Origin of the sequence: Oceanobacillus zhaokaii, assembly GCF_003352005.1 — a bacterium.
GTDB lineage: Bacteria > Bacillota > Bacilli > Bacillales > Amphibacillaceae > Oceanobacillus > Oceanobacillus zhaokaii.
In genome coordinates, this window is sequence record NZ_CP024848.1 from 915,709 (window position 1) to 932,863 (window position 17,155).

The window sequence follows — 17,155 nt, forward strand, 5'->3', positions numbered from 1 at the left end:
CAGGGAATAATTAAAAAAGAAGAAGGATATTACCCATTAAAAAATGGAGATGAATTATATGTCAAATACAAATAAGATGCCTATAGAAGAAGGAATAGACCATAGCTTTAGCCTTATGAGAGAAGGATATATGTACATTTTGAACAGACGTAAAAGTTTTAATTCTGATGTTTTCGAGACTCGGTTACTTGGAAAAAAAGCGATCTGCATGGGGGGACTGGAAGCTGCAGAAATTTTTTATGACACAGAGAAATTCAAAAGAAAAGATGCAGCACCAAATCGTGCAGTGCAAACATTGTTTGGCAAGAATGGTGTTCAGGGATTAGATGGACAGGCCCATAAATATCGGAAGGAAATGTTTATGTCCATCATGTCTCCTGATGGACTTGAAAAATTAACCAGCATTACAGAAAAACAGTGGGAGATAGCACTGGATAAATGGAAAAATATGAATAAAGTTATTCTTTATGAAGAAGCAAAGGAAATTATGTGTAAGACAGCCTGCCAGTGGGCAGGTGTACCGGTTGAAGAAAACGAAATTAAGGGATTGACAAAAGATTTGGGAGCGATGTTCGAGTCGGCAGCTGCAGTTGGACCGGCTCATTGGCTGGGGAGAAATGCACGGAATCGGGTAGAACAGTGGATTGGAGAACTCATTGATAGGGTTCGTGATGGGAAAGTGACCCCCCCTGAAAATACGGCATTACACAAATTTTCCTGGCATCGTGATTTGGAAGGGAATCTTCTGGATACCGAGACCGCTGCTGTGGAAGTAATCAACATTCTAAGACCGATTGTTGCGATTGCTATATTTATCAATTTTATAGCACTGGCAGTATATCACTATCCAGAAGAAAGGAAGAAACTTGAAACCCGAGAAGAAAAGTATACTCAGATGTTTGTACAGGAAGTTCGCCGGTCTTATCCGTTTTTTCCGTTTGTAGTGGCACTGGTAAAAAAAGATTTCATTTGGAAGGGCTATAAATTTGAAGAGGGTACATTAACTTTGCTTGATGTTTATGGCACGAATCATGACCCTAAAATTTGGGAAAATCCTGATGTATTTAATCCGGATAGGTTTTCCAAATGGGAAGGAAGTCCCTTCAGTTTTATTCCGCAAGGTGGTGGCGATTATTTTATGGGACATCGCTGTGCCGGTGAATGGGTCACCATTGAAGTCATGAAGGTGAGTCTTGATTTTTTAACAAACCAAATGGAATACGAAATTCCTGAACAAGATTTAAGTTTCAGTATGGTCAGTATGCCAAGCATTCCCCATAGTAAAGTAGAACTCAAAAATGTTAAGCGAAGAATATAATTTCATTTCTGCTTTAGTACAAACCTTAAAAAGTCGAGTCGTAATGGTGAATAAAGCCAAAATAATACTTAAATAGATTTTAAACTGCACTATAAAATGGAATAGATGCTCATTTACAGGGGGGCTGTAGTAGAAATTCAGATTTTTTATAATTGAATGGAAAGAGGGCAATTCAATAAATACAGTTTTATGTATAAATGTAAACCTGTATTTATGTTTGCTATCTCCAGCTCTTTTACCTTTCTGTACACTTCAGTAAAACATTCAATAAAGTCAGGAAAAGAACATGAATTTTGAATTATGATCTATTAGCTAATCAAGATATTGGATATTATAAAAATCATTAAAGATTAAGGGGTTAATCTATATAGACATCTAAGACATTCTCTAACGCAATTTTTGTTCTGTCTTCATCATTTAGTTGTAACGATCTATTCAGTGAATCAATTATAAGTAACTTATCTTTTGTGGTAAAAAAGTTATTCCTATGAAAAATGCTTAACTATATCTCAATCCCGTCAACATTTGCTTTACTTAGTAGTTTTGAGGAAGAGTATTTCATTCCAGGCATAATTATCAAATACTTTATCAATTTCAGTTTGGGTCACTTTATCTCCAATTTTAAAACCATGGTTAAAAACCATAAAACTCCCTTTAAATACTTATAATACCAACTTGATTTTACCACGTTTGAGGAAGAAATTATGTTCATTACTTTTCTTAATAAGATGTAAATAACGTTTAATAACAGTGGAAATTTATTAGATTGTCATGTTTGCAACCACCTGTTCTTTAAATTTTATATAAGCTTGGGTTGTATTAGGAAGAACGTTATATTATGGCAGCAAGAAGAGTAAAATTTTCATGAGGGGGGTATTAAGACTACCCATTTGCGTCAAGGATAAATTGGCACAAATGGGTAAGCTGTTAATCTAATCTATTAAACTATTGCTTTTTCGCCCATCTTTCAATTAACATGTTGGAGTCACTATTGAGTCTATTATAAGCTTCATTTGATACTACTTGTTTCTCTCTCTGAGCATCAAGTAAACCTTTAAATTTTTCTAAATGCTCGACCATTTTCTTACTATTTTCTTTTTCTTCAAAAACACTTAGAGTATTTAAATGATTCGCCAATAAACGAGCATCTCTAGCATTCTCAAATTGACCCTCTTCTGTAAAGCGCTTTAAAACATCGCTCATGTCAGTTACATTGTCTGTCCAATACTTAGGTACTTCTGTAAGAAAATCATCACCATTCAGATCGTCGATAGAACCATCTGCCATGTGAGAAATCATCCCCCATAATCCGTTTTCTACACGATCTACTAGTTCTTGATCATAGCCAAATCGAGGTTGTTGGCCAGGCATTTCGAATAGGACAGTTGCTGACCCATTAAGAGCAAATGCGGATCTAGCTTGTCCAGGGTAATCACGCTCTTGAAAGTGTATATACTGAGATACACCAGTCTCCTCTTTATCTGATAATTCCTCTACACCAAGAGCAGCAGCTAGCGCATAACGTTTGGACTTGTCCTGATCCAATTTTGGATAATCATCATATTTTGTGCTATCTTCTGGTCCTAACGGTGGGTAGTCTATTGCAATTGTAACATTCTCACCTGTTTTATTAAGTACTGGGGTCCCCATGTGATGAAGGTCCACAAAAAGTTCGACTTCTCCAAACTCATCCCGCAACTCTACGTAAAGGTCTCTAAGAAGTTGAGCTTCTTTAGTTATGAAAAAACCAGGTTCAAGAGTGTTTCCAGGTAAATCTTCCGGTACTACTTGGTAGTCTAAATCAGCGTTAAAATCACGATTGATATCAAAGCCGCGATTCCTCTGACTATAGTTCCAGGCGGGAGGAGCACCGGCTAGATGTGGGTAGGCAGAAACAACTTCATCCCACGAAAAGATATTCTCTCTTTGGGGTATCTCGAGACCATCAACGTTTAAACGTGGAATGGTAACTATAGTAACCTCATCACGAATAGATTGGGCGAAGGAGCTATCGCTAGTTCCGAGGAAGTCTAATATTTCTAGAATTGCCTCGCCGCCACTCTTTTCATTACCATGTATGCTACTATTGATTAGCACCACTTGATCACCTGTACCCACACGGGCAGACATTATTTCAGTTCCTTGTGACGAATGACCGGCGACGTTAACTTCAACTTTTCCGGAACTATCCATTTCAATTTCGGCTAGCCTTTGGAGAAATTCTTCGTTGGTCATCCAATCTCGTTCAGTTTGAGCAAATACTTCACTTACTGGACTCAGCATTATGAGTAATACTGCAGCAAAACACATTAATTTTTTCCAAATATCATTTTTCCTAATAGCTTCCATAATATCCTCCTTAAATACTAGTTTAAAGTTTAAAAGATATTTCATATTATGCTAGTAGTAACAGTTTGGAGTGTTTTTCGATTAATCCCTATAATAGAATCTGAAATAATATCCCCCTTTTTTAAAAAATTGTTCTATGTGTTTGATATATTACAATACTAGTTACAAGAATATACTGTAAACTACACATAGTCTGATAGTTATTGCTATAGGAACGCAAACCCAATAAGGTTCTATCCCAGAATCCATAATAGTAGATTGACGGATAGAGTCCAGGATGTCTGACTGCTGAAAATTAATGTTTTGGTAGTACTGAGAGATAATCTGCGCGTCTTTTTCTACATCATAATAGGCTTTTTGAACCTGTGGATAAGGGCTTTTGCGTTCGCTGTTTCTGAAAGGATTTACTGAATGCGCTCAGGTTCCATTGATACGGGAAGCAACTTCTCTGTTTGTTCGGCTGATAAGATTATCTGTCATCCTCCTTAGATAATGTTTTACACTAAGTTATTTCAAGGTTGAGAGGGGAGAATCCTTCATGATTTGAAAAGATGAGAGGAAAGTCTCGAATTGGGAGCCATGTGAACAAAAGGTCCTGACAATAATCTTCTCTTGATTCAGTGATATAACAAAAATCGAATAAAAAAATCCATATTAAGAAAACCCCAATCTCTCAATTTTGTGCGGAGAAATTGGGGTTTTTCTTTACTTCATTAAATTCGCTGATTGTACAACGGGCTACATAAACTTTGAAAATGAGACTCAATGCTAACATATTTGACTTTAGAGCAAAAGAATAATCTCTTTTTATTTGTACAGATTGATTTAGTTCGCCTCTTTAACCTCGATACGCTCAATTTTTCCTACTAAAAAGATGTAAGATAATGCTCCTATCAGAGTAACACAGGCGATAAGAGTAAGTGCTGGTGCGAAATTTCCCCCTTTTGCCAAGAATCCGATAATTATAGGAATAATAATTGATGATGTATTACCGATAAAGTTAAACACACCTCCCGCTATACCTATAAGCCGTTTCGGTGCTAATAATGATACAAATACCCAGGTAATTGAGGCAAAGCCGTTTCCGAAAAAGGCAATGCACATAAACATTATTACTAAGTTCGTACTTTCAACGTAGTTTGCACCAACTATGGATGTCGCCAATAGTAGACCAGTGATAACTGGTGCTTTTCGTGCTACACTGTCAGAAAAACCTTTTTTCACAAGAAAATCAGAGAGAAATCCGGAACTCAATACACCTACAAAGGCTGCTAAAAAAGGTAATGCTGATAAGAAACCGGTTTTTCCAAAGTCTATTCCTCTATACTCAACGAGATAAGTTGGAAACCAGGTTAAGAAAAACCATAAAGTCGATGTCACAGCAAATTGGCCGAATCATCTCTTTCCTTTCTTTATTTGCCTTTAGTATTGATGATTTAAGGTTCCTCGACTCTAAAGTTATTGAGCACAACTCTGTCTAGTTTTTATCTGGTTATTTAAATACAAAATAATCATCAAGAGATAAGAAGAATAGAATGAACGATTAATTGGAGGAGACCTTTGGAAACGAACCTTACAGCGTTATAAACCATCTTCAATAATTCCTAGCAACTAAACTATCTCAATAACTAGTACTTTCATATAGGTTCCATAAACCTAATCTGTTAAGGGGTGTTAGGTAGGATGTAACAATATGCAGAAAATGAAGCGTACAATAGGTTCATTTTTAATTATTTAGAAGGAAATCGATATACACACAAGGAATAGTTCTTCTAATAATGAAAAAAATAAATTATGGAGGCGTTTTGATGAAGAGAAGAAGAAAGATTGCATTGCTAGGAGGGGCATTTATATTAGGTACAGGGATATTAACTCCGATAGTTGATTCTTCTGTTGTTTCCGCAGATCCGTTGGATATTAGAAAACCATCTATTTCAGGATTTATTAGCCATGATGAGTTAACCAGAACGCTTAATCAAATTGAACAAACAAGTAATGGTAATGTTGTGGTAGATGTAGCAGGTTATTCCAATCATGGCCGCGAAATTTATAAGGCGACGATTGGGTCAGGGGATAAAGTGGTATTAATCCAAAGTGAAATTCATGGAAATGAAAAAGTTGGTACTAAAGCGTTATTAAATATCATTAAAGAAATTGGAAAAAATAACTCCCCAGAAATGAGACAGCTTAGGGAGGAATTGACAATTGTAGCAATGCCAATGGTTAATCCGGATGCAACTGAATTAAATCGTCGCGGGAACGAAATGACATGGGAGGAAGTGGTAGAACAATTCCCCCAATTGGAAGGTGTAGCACCTTCCTGGAATTACTACACATACATTAATCAATATTGGGATTATAAATCGAATCCTGGTTTTGATGTGAATCGTGACTTTAATCCCGACCTAGACTATGTACCACAACCGAAGGATTTCCCTAATAATTCTTCAGCACCAGGGTGGTTTATTACACCAGAATCACAAACCATTCGAGATGTTTATAAAGATTTGCAGGACCAATTTGGTACAGTTGATGTTTTTGTAGATTTACACCACCAAGGTGAATATGTCATTGATGGCACAGATGATCCAGTTACATTATCGCTGTCTGGCGTATTTGTCCCACATCCTAGTACGTCAGAAGGGGAGAAGTATCGTGAATATGCGGATGTTTATAATGTTGATTTATCCAAACAATTAAATGTTGCTGCATACGATGCATTACAGCAAATGGGTAATTCACCATTTGGAAATATATCGTTGTATCCTCAAGACTTGGATTTACCAGGAACAGCACTCGGGTCCTTTGCGCTAAATGGCAGTGGTGCTGTTTTATTTGAAATTACCGGCCAAACACAAAGCTATGGTCAAAAGAAACTGGGACAATTAACAAAGGCAGTTGAGACAGGAGTATACGGTATATTAAATAGTGTAGCAACAGATGAAGTCTATGAATTGGACGTTGAAGATTATGATGATATTCCATTAACAGATAGATAGCAGTTTTTAAAATCTATAAGAAAAGATAACTTTTTACAACAAGGGTCATAGTTCTCTATGACCCTTGTTGTCTATCTATTGATCTAAAATCCATAAATTATATTAGCTCACCATCGATATAGTCAGGATGTTCATCATTCACTAGAACTAGATTTTCATTAATAATCGGTGATTCATCGTCGGGATGTTCATCATTCACGTACACTAGTATATCTTGGCTTTTACTGAATAGTGGTACATTAATTATTGCACTTGCAAAAGTGGTGGAAATCAAAGGCATAGATAACATAAAAACAATAGCAATTTTCTTCATTAGTAAATACCCCTATTCCATATATGAATTTGTAATTACAATGCTTGCGTAATCAAAATACTTTGCGGCTAACTTGTATTTTCTAATATTATAGTAATACTTGGCGAGTATTTTTAAATAAGTATATTGTTCATAATGTAATTGTTTTTCTTTTAAAAATGGAAGTACATTATTAAGAATTAAATCCTCAAATGAGTCCCCAAATCCTTTAATCAAATTATTATAAACTTTAAATTCATACACATAAATAGAATCTGCGGGACTTAATGAACTACTTATTTGCAAGCCTTTATCTAACCAGTATTCAGCATTAAACAGATCGTTCTTTATATAATATTCTTTCATTAAACTTGATACTGGAATGACTTGTTTCTCTGGGGGAGAGTCTGCACGTAATTCATAACTTTTCAAATAATATTCGATTGCTTGCTTTGAGTCATTCATTACAGAGTACAGTTTCCCCATGTTTTGAATGGATAATGAATAAATCCTATTATTGTGAATGCTCTTAGCAATGGTAGATGCTAATTGATAACTCTCCAATGACTTCTTATATTCGTTTATCCTACGCAAAGATATACCAATTATAATGTGACATTCTGCTGCTCTTTTTAAGTTGTAAATACTGCGATAATATTCTAGAGATTTGTTGGCATATACCAATGCTAAGTGTATTTTTCTTATATGACTGGCCGTTACAGCAATCATATAATGTAAGTCGCTTTCTTCTTCTATACGAGAATCGATATTGCTATCTAGGTAACTACTTGCCTGCTGATATAATTCTAGGGCTTTGCTGTAAGATAATCTACGGAAGTAATAGTAAGCGGAGAACTTTAACCAGTAATATTTATGTTTATTACTAAAATGCTTGGACTGCTTGTTTAATTTGAAATATTGTTCTGCTGCTTGCTTATCTTTCTTTAGAAGAATGAAATATTGCAGTTTATGTATCTCTAGAAGGTACAGCAAGTCATTATTTGTTATTAAATAAAGGTCCTTTATTAGTAGCTTATAGTTCTTATCAGCTTCATCCGTTTCCTTATAGAATAAATTATGAAAGAATTGGATGATTGTTTCTTCTACTTCACAAGTATCATCAATATTTTGTGTTATATCTAGCCGATTTTTAAGTAGCTCTAAGATTTCTTCTGGTGGGTCCGCATTACCATTTTCAATTTTTGATAAGTAGGAAACAGAAATGATACCCTTTGATAATTCAGCTTGAGTCATATTTAGTTTTGACCGAAAATATTTTATCCTATAACCCACGCTATCTCTCATATTTTCACCTCCTAAGTTCTATTATAAAAGGCTTAGGAGAATAAAACTACTTAGTTCTGAGTTTTCCCAACAACATATTAATAATGCATACTTATTTACAATAATCGTCAATTATTAGGAAAATTTCACAAAACAGTTACTATAATTGCAAGTAATGCTTTTTTATATATGAAAAGGGGAATTAGCAGAAATTTACATTTAGATATTTATCTAAAAAAAAGTAATATAATTCAAGTTGTAATCTTAATTAACCTATAAATTACTGATTTCTATTATTAAACAGGAAATATTCCAATAAATAATCAGATTATGAAATCAATCTATGAAAATTACTTATTTTTGTAAAATCGCCATTTTTAATACCATGCTACTATATAACCGAGCACAGTTGATTTTACATTTATACATGGGGGGAAGTAGATGTAAAGGAAGACCAAACTATGAGAACATCGTCAATCAAAAACCAAAAAATAATAAGGGGTGTTGGGGAACCATGGTAACATCAAGTGTTAAGAAGAAAACTATTTTATTGGCAATGGTATTTTCAATGTTAGTAAGTCTATTTTTACCTAGTCTTTCATCTGCATCAACAAGCTTAACAGAAGAATCAAAACAGGCGTTAATTAAAAAGGCAACGCCTTATGTATACTTAGATGCTGAGACAGAGAAGTTTACAGTTAAAAAGGAAGCTGCTGATGCTCTAACTGAAAAAGAGCTAAAAGAAGTGAAAGAAATCGTCAAACTAAATAATGCTGAAGTTCAAAAACATCGTTCCGATCTTCAAATCGAAGGTGACAAATTTGTACCTAAAGCTGAATCAGGCGTTATTGAAGGAAGTGCTATTGATAAAAAGAAAAACTTTGACTGGGATTTTACTTGGTGGGGATTACAAGTTTACTGGTCACATAAATTTGTTGAAAAACTAAAAGATAATCTAGCATTATATGGTGGTGGAGTTGCTGCTTTAAATGCAACGATTGCTTATTTTGCTAGCCCTCCAGGATGGGTGACTAGTTTTGTAGCTGCAGTTGCAGGAATTGGCGTTTGGGCATTTATTCAACAAGATAAAGGGTGCGGTGTCTACTTAGATTGTTATCTTTATGTTCCAACAAGATGGTACTCAGCTTGTTAGTACTATAGTGCTGTACTAAATGGCACTATGATTTTTAAAAAATAGAAGTATAATATAAACAAATATACAGACTAGGGTGTTGTCACATGAAAAAAAATAGGCAAGCGCTTATATGGTTAGTAATTGCTATTATATTAGTGGCAATTTGGTTTTTCACAAGATAATAGTTTGGTACTAGATTGATTTCGACACAAATGTACTTACTTAAATTTAGGTGAGTACGTTTGTGTTATTTTTTTGAGAAGAGCATTGAGCCAAGTTAGAAGGACAAGTCTTGATTCAGTAATATGATCAGATGAATATAAAAATCCACTTCCTACTACTAGGAAGTGGAACATCTTGACAGTATTATTATCTCTTTATTTGCCTCCATAGACGCTAACTCCAACAGACCAATCAGTTCAATATCCGGGTTGTTTTCTTAAAGAAAGAATAAAAAATGGAGTAGCTATTACAGCTCTCTCCATTTAACAGGCTCATTATTTGTCTCAGCAGTTTTAGTAAATAAAATCTAAGACTATCAGGTTTAATGTAGCCTTTTGCTCCATATTCTCAAAGTTATCAATGCTAATATATTTACTTTAGAGCAAAAGAAATCTCTTTTTATTTGTATAGATTTTATCGAGTCCGCTTAACTAACCTGGATTCAGTTACCAGTTTGTATTAATGCGGAGAGATTGGATTTTTTCGTTACTCTATTAAATTCGCTGATTGTAAAACGAGCTACTCATAAATTATTTGTGAAAATTAAATACATTTGTAAGCCAGTATCTACCTCGTGTTTTCTACCCCTCAGCCTTTCACCATCAAAGAGTCATACGGGATTTAAACTCTAGTATTTTAAGCGTCTCCTGTATGTTAGTTTTCTATGCCGGAACCACCCTTCTTCATAATTGTGCTTATCAGTGACAAGGTAATGCCAATCATCAGACCAAGAAAAATATCAATGAATAATGTAGACAGGAAGGTAGTTAGAAACATAAAAGCCTCAGTATGTTTCCCTTTCAAATAACGAATGAATTGCTTCAAATGAATCAGCTTAGACACAGCAATAATGATGATCGCTGCAAGTGACGCCTTCGGTAAGTAGTAAAATATTGGCGTTAAAAATAGGATTGCAAGAAATATAAATAGTGCTGACACGATCAATGAGAGCTTGGTTTTTGCACCGGATTGATAGTTGACAGCTGTTCGGGAAATAGCTCCGGCAACGGGAATAGAACCTGCAATTGAGCTTGTTACATTAGCCAACCCCAAAGCGTATAATTCTTGGTTCGGGCACAGTTTTTCCCTGTCATTATTCGCCAGCTGCCTTGCAATCGAATAGGATTCAACAAAGGATATAAACGCAATCATAAATGCAACAGGAAACAATTGCAAAACAATATCGTAAGAAGGAATAACCACACCGAATTCAGGGAATCCCCGTGGTATTTTTCCTATGATGTCTACCCCTTTTTTTGTATGTAAAGCGAAATTACTAGTTATCACTACAGATGCAATGATAACGATAAATGCTCCTGGGGCTGATGGAAGCACCTTCTTCATAATAAGTAAAAAAACGATACTTCCTGAAGCAAAAGCAAGTATATAAGGGTTTACTTCTGAGATATGATTTGCAAGTTCTTTGCCGAAGGAGATCATATTATCGTAATTAGGTAAGTCTATCCCAAACAGTGCTTTTCCCTGATTCAGGACAATTATAATAGCTGCTGCAGAAATAAAACCATCAATCACAGCAGAAGATACGTAATTAAAAAAGGAACCAACTTTTATAAAGCCAAGTAACGTTTGAATTACCCCGACGATTAATGTAAGTGTTATCATAAGCGCAATAAACCGAGTCGAATCCCCTTGTGCGATTGTGGAAACACCGGAAAACGCCAATAGGGATACAATCGAAACGGGCCCCACTGATAAGTACCTAGACCTTCCAATGAATGTATATACTAGAACCGGAAAAGAAGCTGCAGACAAGCCGAGCTCTACAGGCACTCCTGCTATCAAGGCATAGGCCATGCTTTGAGGAATTAATAATACTGCCACAGTCATCCCGGCAGTAATATCTCCCATCAGGTCTGATAGCTGATCATGTATAGGCCGTTTTAATCCAAGAAGTAACTTATTCATCATTTCTTAAAACTCCCCTAAAAAGTTCACTCATACTTGTACTATATTTTGCGAGGAGTGGGTTTATTCTAAAAAGTTTCATCCTGGAAAAACGACTATGCTTATTGTGGAAGGAGGTTTGGGATATTATCGCTCCTTTTTTAAAATGTATCTAACCGAACGTTATATTTTGCAAGATGGTCAACGATTATCCTATGACATCCCTTTTTATTCTGAACAGCAGGGTATTTTTAAGGATTTCTCGGAATTGCTTCAGATTGAAACAATCTACCTGCAAATGGTCCTGCTACTAGTGTCCCTAAATCTAAAACACGTAAACCTTTAAGTAATTCGATCAATCTTCATTGATCATAACGAATACCATTCCTTATTGATTGAATAGCATTTGGATTTCTTCTTTGTTATATTTAGCCGCTAATAAAGTAGCTAATTTAATTCTAGCTTTCTTACTATCATAATCTCTTCCCAGTAAGACACCTTGCTGCAACAAGTGTTCAACACTACCCTCAAACTCATAAACTACTTTCACTAGTCCTTCATCCGCACGTGTCGTTAAAAGGACTACCACCCCTTGATTTATTGCATTTCTAATCTCATCTACTGCTAAAGGCGGGACATGCCCTCTCCCAGCTCCTTCAATCACTATTCCTTTTGCCCCAGAAGTTACTGCCGCTCTAATAAACCTTCCATCTCCTCCTAGATATGTTGGGATAATATCTACTGATGGTAATTCCACTACATTTGAATGAAGTTCCCTCTGAACTGGTCTTTGATATAAATGAACTTCTTCTCTATCTACAGTTCCTAAGTTTCCATAGCCGTTCACTCTAAAGCCATCAAGATTTGATGCATGAACTTTTTTGATATACCGAGCCGATAAAATTTTTTCATTAAATAGAACAGTTGTCCCAATCCCCTTGAGATGATCATTACTTGCGGCGAGAATCGCCTGTCTAATATTCAAAAATGCATCAGATCCTATTTCTGTTGGTGCTCGCTGTGAACCAGTTACAACTACAGGTCGTTCATCGGCAATTGTTAAGTCTAGAAAATATGCCGTTTCTTCCAATGTATCTGTCCCATGCGTTACCACAATTCCATCAACAGCTTTATCTTTAAAAACATCCTCTATTTTCTCTTTCAGTTCGAGCAATAACTGAAAGGTCATTTGATTACTGGAAATTTGAAATAAGGATTGAACGTCAACCGTCAAATCATTAGGCAACTCACACATGGACGATAATTCCTTCCCCGTCAGAGCACCTGAGATTAACAGACCAGTTTTAGGATTTCTTTTACTAGCAATTGTTCCCCCAGTAGTTAGAAGTACAACCGTCTTCATTTAATCACCTCTTATATACATTTCTTTACCAAAGTACCATTAGAAGTTAACTATTAAATTTTCTATAATGCCAACTGTTAACATTTGGATAAATGAAATGACATAACGTTGTTTTCTATGTCATTTTAACAATATCACCTTATTAAGATGACGATTATTCTGTTTAGCAATATAAACACTAATGACTATCGCATTTACAAATATTCGCTAACTTTCTATCGCGCCATATAACAACTTTTTATTAAATCAAAGGAAAAATCCACCATAAACCAATGCACCTACAATAACAAAAGCAGGGTGTATCTTTATCTTTTCATGTTCCATCAATAAATAACTTACAACAATCAGAAATGCTGTTTGCCAGATACCCGCCTCCTCGTATGATTCAACAAAAAAGTTCCAAGCCATTAACCCCAACAACAGGGCAATAACGGGGCGAACATAAAGGGTAAGTCGTTTAACCTTAGCCGATTCTTTATACTTATATAAAACACCCAGCAAAGCAATCATCAGTATGAGTGAAGGGGCAACCGTTGCAAACACAGCAACCAATGCACCCGGTATTCCCCCTACCTCATAGCCTATATATCCTGCCATTTTGGTAGCAATTGGTCCTGGCAACGCATTGCCGAGGGCAAGTACTTCACTGAATTTCTCAATGGTCATCCATCCATAACGTTGTACTACTTCATTCTCAATCAATGGAATGGAAGCAGGCCCACCTCCGTATCCCAAGATACCGGGTATGAAAAAGGCCAAAAAGATATTCCAATAAAGAATCATTGTTCATCACCTGCCCTTGCCTTTTGTTTTTTTTCTGATGAACTTCTTTTATCTTTTTGAATAAGGGCAAGTATCAATAGGACCCCAATAATAATACCCGGATGTATGCCGAGTTCTAAAATTACTAAAATAATTGCAGACATGATAATTGTCTTTTTCCAGCCTAGGTCTTTTCCCGATTTTTCTAAAAATTGCCATGTGAGTACCGCCAGCATAACTCCGACAACTGGTATCACAGCGGCTGTCATTCCACTCACCCATTCAAAGCTTTTTACGGACGATAAGGAGGATAATAGGATAATCATTAAAAATATTGTTGGCAGGATGGAGGAGATTACCGCATTAATCATCCCAAGGAAACCTGATTCACGGTAACCGATATATCCTGCCATTTTAGTAATAATTGGCCCGGGGAGTGTATTGCATAAGGCAAGGATATCCCCGAATTCCTCATCAGATACCCACTTGTATTTTTCAACTGTTTCTATGTGAATTAATGGTATGGAGCTGGGACCACCCCCATAGCCAAGCATTCCAACTCTAAAAAATGCAAGGAATAAATTCCATTGAAGTCTCATTCAAGGTCCCCCTTATTTTATTACCAGCAAGCAACCGATCCATCCGTTCTGGATTCAGTACCACCTATAAGAACACCAGAGGTTGGTTCTCTCAATATTATCTGCCCGCGACCAAATTGATTGGGTTCCAACTGAATTTGAACTTCGTGCCCTTTTTCAGCAAGCTGTTGTGCAAGGTGATGTGGGAAACGGTTTTCTACATCGATAACCTTATCTTTTAACCATTGCCATCTTGGAGCATCAAGCGCTGCCTGCGGATTTAAATCAAAATCAATCATATTCATGACGATCTGCACATGTCCCTGGGGCTGCATAAAACCACCCATAACTCCGAATGGCCCAACCGGATTGTCTCCTTTTGTTAAGAATCCTGGAATGATCGTATGATACGACTTTTTTCCACCTTTTAAAGCATTCACATGATCGGGATCCAACGAGAAACTGTGTCCTCGATTTTGTAATGCAATGCCTGTTCTCGGAACAACCAGGCCGGATCCAAATCCCATATAATTACTTTGGATAAAAGAAACCATATTTCCTTCATTGTCGGCTGCAGCCAAGTAAACAGTCCCACTTAAGGAAGGTTCACCTGCTTCCGGCTGTAGGGCCGTTTCTCCAATCTGTTCCCTTCGTAAGTTCCCGTATTCATCCGACAAGATATCATTCGTTGAATATTTCATATGGGATTCATCTGTTATGTGTTTGCGACCATCAGCAAATGCCAGTTTTATAGCTTCAATTTGTTTGTGGTATGTATCCACTGATTCTTTTTCGTTAAATGCAAAGCCTTTTAGTATATTCAGTGCCTGCAAAGCAATTAGTCCCTGCCCGTTTGGTGGTATTTCCCATACTTCATATCCACGGTAATTGACCTTAATAGGATCAACCCATTCCGGCTTATATTCAGACAGGTCCTTTGAAGTTAAATACCCGCCCGTTTCCTTTGAAAAATTTACAATCCTGTCAGCTAGTTCGCCACGATAAAAAGACTCAGCGTTCGTTTTTGCAATTGATCGCAATGTTTCTGCATGATCCAGCGATGACCAGGTTTCTCCTATTTTTGGAGCTCTGCCTTTGGGTGCAAATGTTTCGAACCAATAATTAAAAGACGGATCAGTTAAGCAGTTACTGAAGGTCTGATAAGCTTTCTTCCAAAACTTACCCAACGTTGGTGAGATCGGAAATCCTTCTTCTGCATAACTAATAGCAGGTTGTAACACTTCAGATAATGGAAGTTTACCAAACCGCTCAGACAGTTCTGCCCATGCCCCCGGTGCACCAGGTACGGTTACGGGCATCCAGCCATATTTCGGCATCTCATCATATCCTGACTTTTTAACATCGTAAATAGAAATGTTTGCAGGCGAGCGTCCGCTTCCATTAAGACCATGCAGTTTCCCTTTGGTCCAGACAAGCGCAAATGCATCACCACCTATTCCATTAGAAGTTGGTTCAACGACCGTAAGGCATGCAGCGGTGGCAATTGCCGCATCAATCGCATTACCACCCTTTTTCAAAATATCTAAGCCAGCTTGGGCAGCTAACGGCTGGGATGTTGCAACCATGCCATTCTTAGCATACGACGCATTCCGGTTGATGGGGTACGGGTGGGCCTGATTAGTGAATGAATTCATAAAAGCATCTCCTTGGATAATAAGTTTTAACTTCACAGTTGATGTCAATTTCCGGTTTGTTTTGTTCCTCGACAAATGAATCTATGGTTTTGTATTCTGGGCTAGCCTGGAATACAAATTTCGGACTTAGATGCTTCGGGATATTTCTAGATAATGATCTTAGGTGCGCCTGATCGATGCGCTGCTCCGCAACAAACAAATCTATACGCCGAAGGTGACGCGATAAGGCAATTCTTCATCAATTACCTTGTTGGAACTTCCAGTATTTTACAAGTGACTGGAGGTCTACTTCCCTATGGCCATTTTTTGCGAGATCCCCAAAGATATTTCCAATTCATTTGTTTTTACCTATTCAACAAAGAACTTATTATTTAAATTTTCCGATTTTAAACTCAATTCCAAATTATACTATTTAACAACTACTGTCAACCGCTTATTATCAAAAAGTACAAAATTAATTCATAAAACTTTATTTCTTATGATATTTTAGTAAATAACTTTCATTATGAGAACTTCTTTACTTTTAAACAATCTTTATATAATATTGAGTTAATTCAAAAATCAGGGATTTGGGAAAAGGAGCTCTAATATTGAACTATGATAATATAGACAAACAAATTATAGAAGAATTAGTTGAGGACGGTAGAGTTTCATATGTGGAACTGGCTGAAAAAGTGGGACTATCCCGAGTAGCCGTCAAGGCCAGAGTTAAAAACCTCGTTGATAAGGGGATAATTGAAAAATTTACTGTATCCATTAATTCGGAAAAAATCGGTAAGAAGGTATCTGCGTTTTTTGAAGTGGACGTGGAACCAAAACAATTACAGGACGTTGCACAAAACCTAGCTGACAATCCACATGTGGCAAGCATTTATCAAATGACTGGCCCTAGCACCCTCCATATGCATGTTTTAGTAGAGGATTTTAAAAAACTGGAAACCTTTATAAATAATGAGCTTTATTCTGTGCAGGGGATCATAAGAGTAGAAAGTTCTGTTCTATTAAAAAGATTCAAAAGCAGAACCGGCTATAAGCTGTAGCAGGAACTAAAAAGTGAGCAAGTCCTGCATAAGAAGATTAACCTCCTTAATTTTAAGTGTTATGGTTATCAAATAATCTGTTCACACGACTCAATTATCGACAGTATGGAGTATTGTATCCAGCATTGCATGTTAATCAAGTTCTAAATTTATTCAATATGCCCTTTAACCTCGCCAGGGATTAAATTCTGGCGTATTTTTTTTGAAAAGAAGATTTGTTACAAATTTAATCAAAATTTTTTAAATATTTAAT

At 36.3% G+C, this 17,155-nt stretch carries 12 protein-coding genes and 1 pseudogene; 4 read left to right on the forward strand and 9 right to left on the reverse strand.

What is annotated here, in order from left to right:
• Positions 1–58 precede the first annotated feature (58 nt).
• Positions 59–1,318 (forward strand): CYP152 family fatty-acid peroxygenase CypC, encoded by a 1,260-nt coding sequence (gene cypC, locus CUC15_RS04660; RefSeq protein WP_114915559.1) that lies wholly within the window; start codon positions 59–61, stop codon positions 1,316–1,318.
• 945 nt (positions 1,319–2,263) lie between these two features.
• On the opposite strand, the gene CUC15_RS04665 is transcribed toward cypC, so the two are convergent.
• Positions 2,264–3,667 carry an FIMAH domain-containing protein gene (locus CUC15_RS04665; protein WP_114915560.1) on the reverse strand — a complete coding sequence of 468 codons (1,404 nt, stop codon included), beginning with the start codon at positions 3,665–3,667 and terminating at the stop codon, positions 2,264–2,266.
• An 825-nt stretch (positions 3,668–4,492) separates the two neighbouring features.
• Positions 4,493–5,050 (reverse strand): annotated as a pseudogene (locus tag CUC15_RS04670) (MFS transporter); the annotation flags it as partial.
• 425 nt (positions 5,051–5,475) lie between these two features.
• Here CUC15_RS04670 and CUC15_RS04675 point away from each other — a divergent pair.
• Positions 5,476–6,666: a M14 family zinc carboxypeptidase gene (locus tag CUC15_RS04675; RefSeq protein ID WP_114915562.1), complete on the forward strand. Its 1,191-nt coding sequence runs from the start codon at positions 5,476–5,478 to the stop codon at positions 6,664–6,666.
• A gap of 97 nt (positions 6,667–6,763) precedes the next feature.
• Here the strand turns inward: CUC15_RS04675 and CUC15_RS04680 are convergent, their stop codons facing one another.
• Together CUC15_RS04680 and CUC15_RS04685 are read right to left on the reverse strand one after the other, a co-directional pair.
• Positions 6,764–6,979 (reverse strand): hypothetical protein, encoded by a 216-nt coding sequence (locus CUC15_RS04680; RefSeq protein WP_114915563.1) that lies wholly within the window; start codon positions 6,977–6,979, stop codon positions 6,764–6,766.
• 12 nt (positions 6,980–6,991) lie between these two features.
• Positions 6,992–8,263 (reverse strand): helix-turn-helix domain-containing protein, encoded by a 1,272-nt coding sequence (locus CUC15_RS04685; protein WP_114915564.1) that lies wholly within the window; start codon positions 8,261–8,263, stop codon positions 6,992–6,994.
• Between the two features lie 322 nt (positions 8,264–8,585).
• Between CUC15_RS04685 and CUC15_RS04690 the strand changes: the two genes are divergently transcribed.
• Positions 8,586–9,395, forward strand: a complete 810-nt coding sequence (locus tag CUC15_RS04690) for a hypothetical protein (RefSeq protein ID WP_162800266.1) — start codon at positions 8,586–8,588, stop codon at positions 9,393–9,395.
• Between the two features lie 858 nt (positions 9,396–10,253).
• On the opposite strand, the gene CUC15_RS04695 is transcribed toward CUC15_RS04690, so the two are convergent.
• The 5 genes from CUC15_RS04695 to CUC15_RS04720 all read right to left on the reverse strand — a co-directional run bounded on the left by CUC15_RS04695 (position 10,254) and on the right by CUC15_RS04720 (position 15,862).
• Positions 10,254–11,528 (reverse strand): SulP family inorganic anion transporter, encoded by a 1,275-nt coding sequence (locus CUC15_RS04695; protein ID WP_114915566.1) that lies wholly within the window; start codon positions 11,526–11,528, stop codon positions 10,254–10,256.
• Between the two features lie 364 nt (positions 11,529–11,892).
• Entirely contained in the window at positions 11,893–12,867 is a 975-nt protein-coding gene (locus tag CUC15_RS04705) for an asparaginase (protein ID WP_114915568.1), read from the reverse strand.
• A gap of 246 nt (positions 12,868–13,113) precedes the next feature.
• Complete coding sequence (locus CUC15_RS04710) at positions 13,114–13,650, reverse strand: chromate transporter (protein WP_423241359.1); 537 nt, start codon at positions 13,648–13,650, stop codon at positions 13,114–13,116.
• Positions 13,647–14,228 (reverse strand): chromate transporter, encoded by a 582-nt coding sequence (locus CUC15_RS04715; RefSeq protein ID WP_114915569.1) that lies wholly within the window; start codon positions 14,226–14,228, stop codon positions 13,647–13,649. Before CUC15_RS04715 ends, CUC15_RS04710 begins: the two co-directional genes overlap by 4 nt.
• Before the next feature lie 20 nt (positions 14,229–14,248).
• A complete protein-coding gene (locus CUC15_RS04720) occupies positions 14,249–15,862 on the reverse strand; it encodes a gamma-glutamyltransferase family protein (protein WP_114915570.1) in 1,614 nt (537 codons plus the stop codon).
• A gap of 590 nt (positions 15,863–16,452) precedes the next feature.
• On the opposite strand from CUC15_RS04720, the gene CUC15_RS04730 reads away from it, so the two are divergent.
• Complete coding sequence (locus tag CUC15_RS04730; protein WP_114915572.1) at positions 16,453–16,902, forward strand: Lrp/AsnC family transcriptional regulator; 450 nt, start codon at positions 16,453–16,455, stop codon at positions 16,900–16,902.
• Positions 16,903–17,155 lie beyond the last annotated feature (253 nt).

Excerpts from the sequence above, each read along its gene's own strand:
- CUC15_RS04705 (WP_114915568.1), bottom strand. The coding sequence starts at position 12,867 with ATGAAGACGGTTGTACTTCTAACTACTGGGGGAACAATTGCTAGTAAA.
- CUC15_RS04685 (WP_114915564.1), bottom strand. The coding sequence starts at position 8,263 with ATGAGAGATAGCGTGGGTTATAGGATAAAATATTTTCGGTCAAAACTA.
- CUC15_RS04720 (WP_114915570.1), bottom strand. The coding sequence starts at position 15,862 with ATGAATTCATTCACTAATCAGGCCCACCCGTACCCCATCAACCGGAAT.
- CUC15_RS04690 (WP_162800266.1), top strand. The coding sequence starts at position 8,586 with ATGAAAATTACTTATTTTTGTAAAATCGCCATTTTTAATACCATGCTA.
- CUC15_RS04665 (WP_114915560.1), bottom strand. The coding sequence starts at position 3,667 with ATGGAAGCTATTAGGAAAAATGATATTTGGAAAAAATTAATGTGTTTT.
- CUC15_RS04675 (WP_114915562.1), top strand. The coding sequence starts at position 5,476 with ATGAAGAGAAGAAGAAAGATTGCATTGCTAGGAGGGGCATTTATATTA.
- CUC15_RS04715 (WP_114915569.1), bottom strand. The coding sequence starts at position 14,228 with ATGAGACTTCAATGGAATTTATTCCTTGCATTTTTTAGAGTTGGAATG.
- CUC15_RS04680 (WP_114915563.1), bottom strand. The coding sequence starts at position 6,979 with ATGAAGAAAATTGCTATTGTTTTTATGTTATCTATGCCTTTGATTTCC.
- CUC15_RS04710 (WP_423241359.1), bottom strand. The coding sequence starts at position 13,650 with ATGATTCTTTATTGGAATATCTTTTTGGCCTTTTTCATACCCGGTATC.
- CUC15_RS04695 (WP_114915566.1), bottom strand. The coding sequence starts at position 11,528 with ATGATGAATAAGTTACTTCTTGGATTAAAACGGCCTATACATGATCAG.
- cypC (WP_114915559.1), top strand. The coding sequence starts at position 59 with ATGTCAAATACAAATAAGATGCCTATAGAAGAAGGAATAGACCATAGC.